The sequence below is a fragment of the Sphingomonas sp. 2R-10 genome (assembly GCF_030062225.1).
In the GTDB taxonomy this organism is placed as follows: domain Bacteria; phylum Pseudomonadota; class Alphaproteobacteria; order Sphingomonadales; family Sphingomonadaceae; genus Sphingomonas.
This window is the reverse complement of record NZ_JASCXF010000026.1, coordinates 54642-62913: the sequence shown is the minus strand read 5'-3', so window position 1 is coordinate 62913 and position 8272 is coordinate 54642. Positions and strand designations below refer to the sequence as shown.

Annotated in this window: 8 protein-coding genes and 1 tRNA gene; 5 read left to right on the top strand and 4 right to left on the bottom strand. The window is 61.7% G+C overall.

Annotation, left to right across the window (positions count from 1 at the left end; genetic code table 11):
* Positions 1–47: 47 nt before the first annotated feature.
* Positions 48–124, top strand: a tRNA-Met gene (locus QLH51_RS13185).
* A gap of 186 nt (positions 125–310) precedes the next feature.
* Positions 311–1591 (top strand): tyrosine-type recombinase/integrase, encoded by a 1281-nt coding sequence (locus QLH51_RS13180; protein ID WP_125659807.1) that lies wholly within the window; start codon positions 311–313, stop codon positions 1589–1591.
* Here the strand turns inward: QLH51_RS13180 and QLH51_RS13175 are convergent.
* The 4 genes from QLH51_RS13175 to QLH51_RS13160 form a co-directional block, all read right to left on the bottom strand.
* Complete coding sequence (locus QLH51_RS13175) at positions 1519–1767, bottom strand: AlpA family transcriptional regulator (RefSeq protein WP_125659810.1); 249 nt, start codon at positions 1765–1767, stop codon at positions 1519–1521. The genes QLH51_RS13180 and QLH51_RS13175 overlap by 73 nt on opposite strands.
* Positions 1768–1911: 144 nt before the next feature.
* Positions 1912–3657 carry a tetratricopeptide repeat protein gene (locus tag QLH51_RS13170; RefSeq protein ID WP_125659813.1) on the bottom strand — a complete coding sequence of 582 codons (1746 nt, stop codon included), beginning with the start codon at positions 3655–3657 and terminating at the stop codon, positions 1912–1914.
* Entirely contained in the window at positions 3654–4886 is a 1233-nt protein-coding gene (locus tag QLH51_RS13165) for a hypothetical protein (RefSeq protein ID WP_125659816.1), read from the bottom strand. Before QLH51_RS13165 ends, QLH51_RS13170 begins: the two co-directional genes overlap by 4 nt.
* Entirely contained in the window at positions 4883–5374 is a 492-nt protein-coding gene (locus QLH51_RS13160; protein ID WP_125659819.1) for a nuclear transport factor 2 family protein, read from the bottom strand. Before QLH51_RS13160 ends, QLH51_RS13165 begins: the two co-directional genes overlap by 4 nt.
* An 854-nt stretch (positions 5375–6228) precedes the next feature.
* Here QLH51_RS13160 and QLH51_RS13155 point away from each other — a divergent pair.
* From QLH51_RS13155 to QLH51_RS13145, 3 genes are read left to right on the top strand one after another with little or no spacing between them, the layout of a single operon-like run.
* Positions 6229–6528, top strand: a complete 300-nt coding sequence (locus tag QLH51_RS13155) for a helix-turn-helix transcriptional regulator (RefSeq protein WP_206429138.1) — start codon at positions 6229–6231, stop codon at positions 6526–6528.
* A 23-nt stretch (positions 6529–6551) separates the two neighbouring features.
* On the top strand, positions 6552–7166 hold the full coding sequence (locus QLH51_RS13150; protein ID WP_125659822.1) for a hypothetical protein: 615 nt from the start codon (positions 6552–6554) through the stop codon (positions 7164–7166).
* Entirely contained in the window at positions 7166–7861 is a 696-nt protein-coding gene (locus QLH51_RS13145; protein WP_125659824.1) for a DUF3108 domain-containing protein, read from the top strand. The genes QLH51_RS13150 and QLH51_RS13145 overlap by 1 nt, the downstream gene beginning before the upstream one ends.
* Positions 7862–8272 lie beyond the last annotated feature (411 nt).

Below are 8272 nucleotides of genomic sequence, written 5' to 3'. Positions count from 1 at the left end.
TCACATGTCTCAACACCCTCGCGCCCACATACGGGCGCCCCAGGTGACGCGGGGTGGAGCAGCCCGGTAGCTCGTCAGGCTCATAACCTGAAGGTCACAGGTTCAAATCCTGTCCCCGCAACCAACACAGATTTCCCAGAGCGTCCCGGTTAGTCCCGGGGCGCTTTTTTTGTGCCTGTTGCCAATTGGTTACGTGGGATCAGCCTGTCCCGCGAGGTGCCAGCGCGCACCCCGACGACCCCGCACGTCGATTTGCTTTTGGGGGTGCCGGAGGGGGTATCGTGGGGGTGCGAAAGGAGTGGTACCCCCAATGGCCCTCAAGGAACTCGAAGTGAAGTACGCGACCAAGCGGGATCGCGATTACAAACTCGCCGATGGCGGCGGACTATATGTTCTCATTCGTCCGAACGGCTCGAAGCTGTGGCGGATGAAATATCGGTTCGAGGGCAGAGAGAAGATGCTGTCGTTCGGCAGCTATCCCGATCTCAGCCTTGCCGATGCGCGCGTTGAACGTACGAAGGCGAAGGCACTGCTGGACGAGGGGAAGGATCCGGGGGCGAGAGAGGATGCCCCGGCGTCGGCGATGACGTTCGAAGCGGTCGCGCGCGAATGGCACGCATTGCGCTTGGACACCCTCGATCCCGGACATGCCGAGCGGCTGATGGCCCGCCTCGAACGCGACGCGTTCCCGGCGCTCGGGCGCAAGAAGATCGGCGACGTCACACCGGCGGACGTGCTGGCGATGGTCCGCAAGGCCGAGGCCCGTGGTGCGCTCGATGTCAGCCGGCGCCTGAAGCAGCACGTCAACCAGATCTACCGCTTCGCCATTCCCAATGGTTGGGCGGTGCACGACCCTGCCGCCAGCCTGGGCGATGCCTTGAAGCCCAAGCCGCGCGTCAAGCATATGGCCCGCGTCGGCTTTCAGGAACTGCCAGCTTTGGTGCGTGCGATCGACGGCTATGACGGTGAGGAGAATCCTCGCCGCCGGGCGATCACTCGGGCGGCGCTGCTGTTCACGCTCCTGACCTGGGCGCGCACCGGCGAGACGCGGCTTGCGCGATGGGACGAATTCGAGAACCTCGATCGGGGCGATCCGCTCTGGCGGGTGCCGGCCGAGCGGATGAAGATGGACCGGGAGCATCTCGTACCGCTACCCCGGCAGGCGGTCGCACTGATCGCCGATCTGCGCGTATACAAAACGTCCGATTTCGTGTTCGCCGGGGAAAAGCCGAACAAGCCACTGTCGCAGAATACGATGATCTACGGCTGCTACCGGATGGGCTATCGCGGCAAGCAGACCGTCCACGGCTTCCGCGGCATCGCGTCGACCTGGGCGAACGAGGCCGAGATCTATCGACCTGACTGGGTCGAGATGGCACTTGCGCACAGCGACGAGGACGAGGTCAGGGGCGCCTACAACAGCGCGCTCTATCTCAGCCCTCGCCGGCGGATGCTGCAACGCTGGGCGGACATGATCAGCGGACTGATCGCACCACCCCACGCGGCCAACGATCGTGATCAATCGGACGCGACGGTCGCGGTCGAACTGGCGGCACAGGCGGAGGTGCCCGTCCGTCGGTCCCTGCCATAATGGGCAGGGTCGGCGATCCAGCGCTCGACCTCCGACTCCCGCCACCCGACGGAGCGCGGGGTCAGCGCCACCTGCTTCGGGAAGCGGCCTTCCTTGATGAGACGGTAGAGACCTGACTTCGGCAGGCCGGTCTTCCATAAGACCGCGCTCAGCCGCAGGATACGATCGTGATCCATTCTTGCAAACCGATTCCAATCGGCCTGCCCGCGAACTCACCATTCCACACCAGTCCAATCGAGACAAGCCGCACATCATGTTCGCCTTGTCTCGATCGTGGGACTGTCAGGAATTTTGTGCGGAAGGCTGAACTAAGAACGTCTTTACGCGGCCCGGAGGGCGCCGGCCCTTTCCAAGTCCTGTGCCAGCAGGTCGCTCCGTCCCATAGCGCGGTGCACCTCTGACCTGCTGACATAGAGGTCCGGCTGTGTCGGGGCTATCTCGATGGCTCGGTCCATGTCCGCGAGCGCGAGATCGTACTGCTGTCGGTCGTACAGCGCTACGGCGCGATTGACCCTCGCTTCCGTACGATCGGGATCGAGCAGAAGGGCGGCGTCCAGATCACGAAGCTGCTGCTCGGCCGCCCCAAGCGAGTCGAGGACCTCCGCTCGCATAAGAAGAACGTCGACTTGGTCCGGATCAAGTTCCAAGCTCCGGTCGAACGCCTCGCGTGCCTCCTCGAGCTTGCCCATGCGCGCGAGACAGACGCCCATGTTGTGGAACACCTCTGGATATGGCGCACTGTACCGAATTGCTTCCGCATAGCGCTCCAGCGCCGCCCCCGGTTGCTCCGCCCGAAGCAGGAGGTTTCCGCTCTCGTTGTGGTACTCCGAGTAATATGGATCCATTTCGATGCTCAAGTCGTAGAAGTGCAGTGCCTCCTCCAACTCCCCGAGCATCGCGTAGACTTGAGCGGTGTTGTACAGCAGTACGGATCGGTGAAGCCGGTGCTCATCGTCGGCGAGCACACGATCGAGCAGCTCAAAGCCCGATCGGCACAGATCGATCGCGTCGCGCGGCCGTCCCTGTCTGACGCGCAGAAACGCGAGCCCGTTTTCTATAAACACGGAATAGAATGCGTGGTCCGCTGGTCTCATGAGGTCGCGGGCGGCGGAGATGTCGCCGCGTGCTGCGAGAAGGTGCTCCTCCGCGCGACCGACGTCCTTCTGAGCCGAGTAGCGCAGGTGTACCATGCCCAGGAGGTAGTGCATCTTGGCCCGGAGGTCCGGCCGAGACAGTTTGGGAGCGGTGGCATCCTCCACAAGGCTACGCGCCTCTTCCAGCCTGTCTGTCATCACGAGGCCCTGGAAGATGTTGCCGACGTAATTCCATCGGGCTTCTTGGTCCTCGCCGGCGAGTTCGTCGAGATGCGCAATGACGCGGTCGGCGAAGCTGCCGGACTCGTGATAATAGCCAAAGTGATTGTAGAGGCAGAGTGCGCGCAATGCGACCCGTGCGGCCGCCGTCTCGTCCTCGCGCCCCAGGTGATAGGCGATGAGCCCGGGATGGTGCTCCTCGATTAGGTTCATGTCGAGGAGGTGCTCCGGCCCACCATTAGCTATCTCTGCCGCTGCATTGATGTCGATCGGTGTAAGCGCGCGAGCGATGGCGCCGTCAGGATGTTCGATGCGGACGCCCGCCGTCGGCCCGCGCTGCGCTAGTTCAGCGACGAACCGGCGCGCGAGGTGCTGCGCGGCGTCCGAAGCGACCGGAACGACCACCACCTCCGCATTCGCGCGGGTGAGCGATCGCCACGTCAGAACGAGATCCACGAGGCCGTGGACGATTCGGTAGGCCCGGTCCACCGGGTAGTTGCGGGTCTTCTCCATACCGCTCGCAACGTCGGTGAGCGAAGCGTATTTCAGCGGAACCGCGTCCCGATGACGCCGCAGCACGAAGTGCAGTTCATAGGCGTGGCGGTCGATGACCTGCGCTGCGCCCAAGGATTTTAGGTCGAGGTACGCTCGCTCAATGAGATCCTCGACTCCGGCCCAAGCGCCACCGCGCTCGAAGCGCATGTCGAGAACGAACTTTTGCACCAGTTCTGAAGGATGTGACGTGCCTATCATCTTGAGATCCTCGATCCTCGACCTTTGAACTTCGGAAGGAGCCAAAGCAGAAGACCTAAAGCGACCAGCAGGGCCGAGATGCCAGCGAAGAGCGCCGCATCGAGGCCGCGTCCGGCAGGTGCCGCCGGATCGTGGATCGTGCGCCAAGCCCTTTCCGCGTAGCGCGCCAGCGTAGGCAGCACCACGAATAGCAGCGTGGCCAACGAGAGCACCCGACCGACGATCCAGAGAGACACGAAGCTCCTGACCATTCTGAGAAAGCGTGGCGGCGTGGCGGTGTCCTGGGGATAGCCGAAGCGACTGGCGGTGAGTGAGTGAATCGTGGCCGCGATGTACTCCCTCGCCGCACCATCCAGGTTCGGGTGCCCCGACCAGTTCGAGAGCAGGAAATACACGTCCGTTCGAAGAAACAAGTTGAACTGCCAAGCGACGGTGACGGCGATCTGGAGGACGAGTGCCTGCAGAAGCGCGATGGGGAAGTGCGGAGCGCCCATTAGGTGCAACGTCGTGATCAGGATCGTTACGGCCGACGCCACGAGCAGGTCGACGATCATGCCTGCCGCGAGGGGGAGGTAGCGCTGCTCGCGCGGAAGCGAGAAGATGCCGGATAGGTCTGCCTCGAACACGACATTCCAGAGACGGGTTCCAATGCCTAGATGGCTGGTCACTCCTCTACGAGCTGCCGCGAGTAGATGGCCGAGTTCGTGGAGGCCGGTCGCGGCCGAGGACAACGCGAGCAGAAGCACCAGCGTAGCTGCAAGGTGGTCCTCAATGAAGAAGGCGTCCGTGTGCAGGCGCGCCACCGGAAACCGGACGGCGCATGCCGCTGCGGTGACGGCGAGCAGGACGTAGGCCACTGCGGCGGGCCGGGAGAAGAAGAGTGCCGCTGTTCGGGGCGTGACTGAGAAGCTTATCGTGCGGGGTGGGCGCGAGACCGCGTTCGTCGGACTCGGCGCGCCCAACGGACGCACGAACCCGATCTCCTCGAGAGTGGCGACGAAGTCGACGACGTCGAACTCCTCGACATCCCTGCCGGCGCTCAGTTCTCGACGGATGTCGTCGGGCGTGGCACCGTCCCGAAGACGGTCGATCAGGCTTACGGCTTCCGGAGGAAACTGGTAGAACGCGCCGAGTTGTGGACTTCCGACCATGAAGGCGTCGCCTTCAGGTTGCACGGTCAGCGGAATGACCTCGTATCGTGCATCGCCCTTCACGGGCGAATCTGTCATCGACCAGCCATCCGGATCGGTGTGAACTGCGCGCTGGCGATCATCCATTTGGCGGACACGCGCCGCATGACGTAGGAAGCACGCATCAACATGGGCGGGCGCGGCGTTGCCTGGTCGGAGGGCGAGAACGCGAGTCGCACGATGACGATCCCGGTCGATCCGTCACGATGCATGACAGGCTCGGTCACGGTAACGACTGGTGCTGGTCGACGATTGGCTGGATCGTAGAAGCCAAGTACCGCCTCTCGACGGTCCACTTCCCCCACGGGAGAAACTTCAACGTAATCAGGCGTAAGCACATCGGCGAGTGCTTTTGGATCAAACCGGGCCTGGGCCTGAACGGCCGCCTCGATTACCGCAACCAATTCTGCATCGACACTCGTCGAAGCCGCTTCGGAATGCGACATCGGCGGGGCCTCGGGAAAGACGTGTGTATGAAGAAGCGCGAAAATACCAAGCGCGGTCACAGCAATGCCACCAGACATCATTTACTCCCGAATAAGTGAAAGCGCGCTCGAATTCACAACTGCATCAGAGCCGACGTATTCAAGCGGACGCTCCCCAGCTTTCCCTAGGAGGCGTCCGCTCTACACGGCTTAGTAGGGCCAGCAGACCCAGATTGGGTATGCGGCGACGGTAGTGGTCTTGAGCTCCTGGACCTTCACGATGGAGATCTTCTTCATTGTATCACTCCGCTTCTGGACGGACTATGATCATCGCCGGTGCGCCGCCCACGCGACGAGACGAAGGCCACCTTTTCGGCTCGAATAAGGCCGAAATATCTTGGCCAACTATGAGTGGCGAGTCTTGGCGGATTGGTAAAGGAGAATTTCCTTCATTATGAAGGAATGCCAAAACTTATAGGGTCGTGTCGTTTTGCAAGCGATATGCCTGCGTTCTTCGAACTTTACTTAAGAAATGTCACCACCAATGCAGCATCTTTACGCTCTCGAACTTAGCGAGGCCTTAATATTGCGATAGCGCATCCAATGGAAAGGATGGCCGCAGTGCCAAACGTTGTGATCGTCGTTACTATCTGCGTACCCGCTATGGCAAAAGCGGACTCTTTCTTGATCACCGCTCACGCGGGTCAACAAGTCACATGCTACCCATGCTACCCATGCTTTCTGCTACTTGTCGCTGCGGCGTTCTTTCGAACCTAAACACGAGGGAGTTTTCAGACTTTACAATATCTTTCGAAACGGCCGCGGCATTTCTACAAGGATGGTTGATTGGGAAGGCAGCCGCTATCTTGAAGCCCGTTCGCGATGACTGCGTGAGAGCCGGTGCGACTGCGTGGGTACACGTTGACTTAAAAATCTACATATGGCGTATTAAACGGATGACCCGCAAACGCCGGCCCTCCGGGCAGATGCTTTCGCTCCTCGCCGCTCTGATGACGGAGCCGCTGGCGTGGCGGCATGGCTATGACTTGATGAAGGACACCGGCCTGTCGTCGGGCACGCTCTACCCTTTGTTTATGCGTATGACCGAACAAGGCTTGGTCGAGGCCGAATGGCAGGAACCGGCCCGGCTCGGGCGACCGGCGCGCCACGCCTATCGGCTGACCGCGACCGGCGTCGCTCTTGCCAGTTCGATCGTGCCACAAGCCGGCACTGCGTGCGGGTTGTCGTTCGCATGACGGCCGGTGCCGCGGAGCTTGTGATGACGCTGGCTCTGCGTTGCCTGCCACGCGACGGCAGCGAATGGGGGCAGGCGATGTCGGCGGAGTTCGATCTGGCTCGGCGTGATGGCAAGGCGCTCGGCTTTGCCTGCGGGTGCCTGATCGCGGCATGGCGGCGGCTGCCTCACCACGCCGAAGGGCGGATTGCGGTGGTGAGCCACGCCCTTGTACTCGGGCTGATCGTGCCGATCGCCACCTTCCATCTTGGCTGCGCCTTCTCCGGCGCCAGGTTCATGCTGTCCGGTTTCGACCACTATTATGCCATGCTGATGGCCAGTGGTGCGCGGGGCCGGATTTTGGCCGATGCCTATGTCACGGCAACCCCGGCGTTGACGGTTCTGCTGCTCTTGCTCGGCTCGGCGCATCTGGCTGTCGCCTGGTTCCTGCTTGATGGACGATGGCGCAGGGCCGCGATCCTGTGGTTGGTGGCGACGATCATCGCCGTACTGATCGTCCATATCATTGCCACCGCCATCCCGAATGCTCGCGGCAGCGCGATACAGTTCGCGGCGCTGGCGATCGAGTTGGCTGCGATCCCGCTACTGGCAGGGTGGCGGAAGGCCCGCGCCGGCTCATCTCACTGGAAGGAAGCTTGATGAAGACGTTGGTCATGGTCGCTGCGCTCGCCACCACGGGTGCGGCGACGCCAAGAATGGAAGGCGCTCGCCTTCAGGCCGGTTCGACCTGCTACGCGATCGTCGCCGGCGACAGGACGATCGGCTCGACGTTGCAGACGATCACGGCGTCGCGCGTCGGTGGGAAGCAGGTGTGGGATGTCGTCGTGCATCAGAAGCTCAGCAACGGCGCCTTCGACATGCGGGATCATTTCGTCGTTGATCGCAAGACGCTATTGCCAATCAGAATGGATAGCCAGCGCGGGCGGGAACGCACCGAAAAAGGCTGGCACCGGATCAGCATCAAATATGGCGCGCATGGCATCAGCGGGACCAAGGAGACGGTCACAGGCTCGACACCGTTGAGCGTGGCGCTGACGGGCCCAACCTGGGACGGCAACCTGTGGGGGCTTACCTTCGCCGCGCTGCCGCTAAAGGAGGGCGGCACCTACGCCGTTCCTTTCTGGCAGTACGACAAAGGCTTCGGCACCTTCACCGCACGGGTTGCCGGTAGTGAGGACGTGGACACACCATCGGGCAAGGTACCGGCCTGGATCGTCGAAGTCGGTGACGATCCGGCGCAACTCGCGCGCTACAGGATCGCGAAAGCAACGCGGCAGGAGTTGGGATATGCAGCTGGTCCGAGTGGTCAGCGCTTGGGCGGCATTTGCCAATGATCAAAAGCCTCTCGCTCGACGAACGTCCTGATCTGACGACCGCACGCTTGATTCTGAGGCGTCTCAAGGCTGGCGATATAGAGCTACAAATAACCTGTCGGTGGCGGACCACGCATCGTGCATTAAGGTAGATACCCGGCCAAAGCTACGACGGTCCCCACGGTAGGAAAGCGCTTGATGACCGAGCTGACATTTGTGGGAAGGAAAGGAGGACGGAGCTATCGGTGAGAGGCGTCAGCCATCGATCCCGATGACGCTTTCTTGCTCTGCACAAATGTGCTACAAATAGAGTAGCAAGAGGTGCGTTTCATGGACACCGTTACACGTGCTAACGCCGATCAACCAGAGACTGTACCAACAGTTGAGGTGAAACTTCGCGCGCGAAATTGGTTATGGCGTCCTCTCCATGCC

Bases quoted from the DNA above. Each gene is read 5' to 3' on its own strand.
- QLH51_RS13170 (WP_125659813.1), bottom strand. From the start codon at position 3,657: ATGATAGGCACGTCACATCCTTCAGAACTGGTGCAAAAGTTCGTTCTC.
- QLH51_RS13160 (WP_125659819.1), bottom strand. From the start codon at position 5,374: ATGATGTCTGGTGGCATTGCTGTGACCGCGCTTGGTATTTTCGCGCTT.
- QLH51_RS13175 (WP_125659810.1), bottom strand. From the start codon at position 1,767: ATGGATCACGATCGTATCCTGCGGCTGAGCGCGGTCTTATGGAAGACC.
- QLH51_RS13165 (WP_125659816.1), bottom strand. From the start codon at position 4,886: ATGACAGATTCGCCCGTGAAGGGCGATGCACGATACGAGGTCATTCCG.
- QLH51_RS13155 (WP_206429138.1), top strand. From the start codon at position 6,229: ATGACCCGCAAACGCCGGCCCTCCGGGCAGATGCTTTCGCTCCTCGCC.
- QLH51_RS13145 (WP_125659824.1), top strand. From the start codon at position 7,166: ATGAAGACGTTGGTCATGGTCGCTGCGCTCGCCACCACGGGTGCGGCG.
- QLH51_RS13150 (WP_125659822.1), top strand. From the start codon at position 6,552: ATGACGCTGGCTCTGCGTTGCCTGCCACGCGACGGCAGCGAATGGGGG.
- QLH51_RS13180 (WP_125659807.1), top strand. From the start codon at position 311: ATGGCCCTCAAGGAACTCGAAGTGAAGTACGCGACCAAGCGGGATCGC.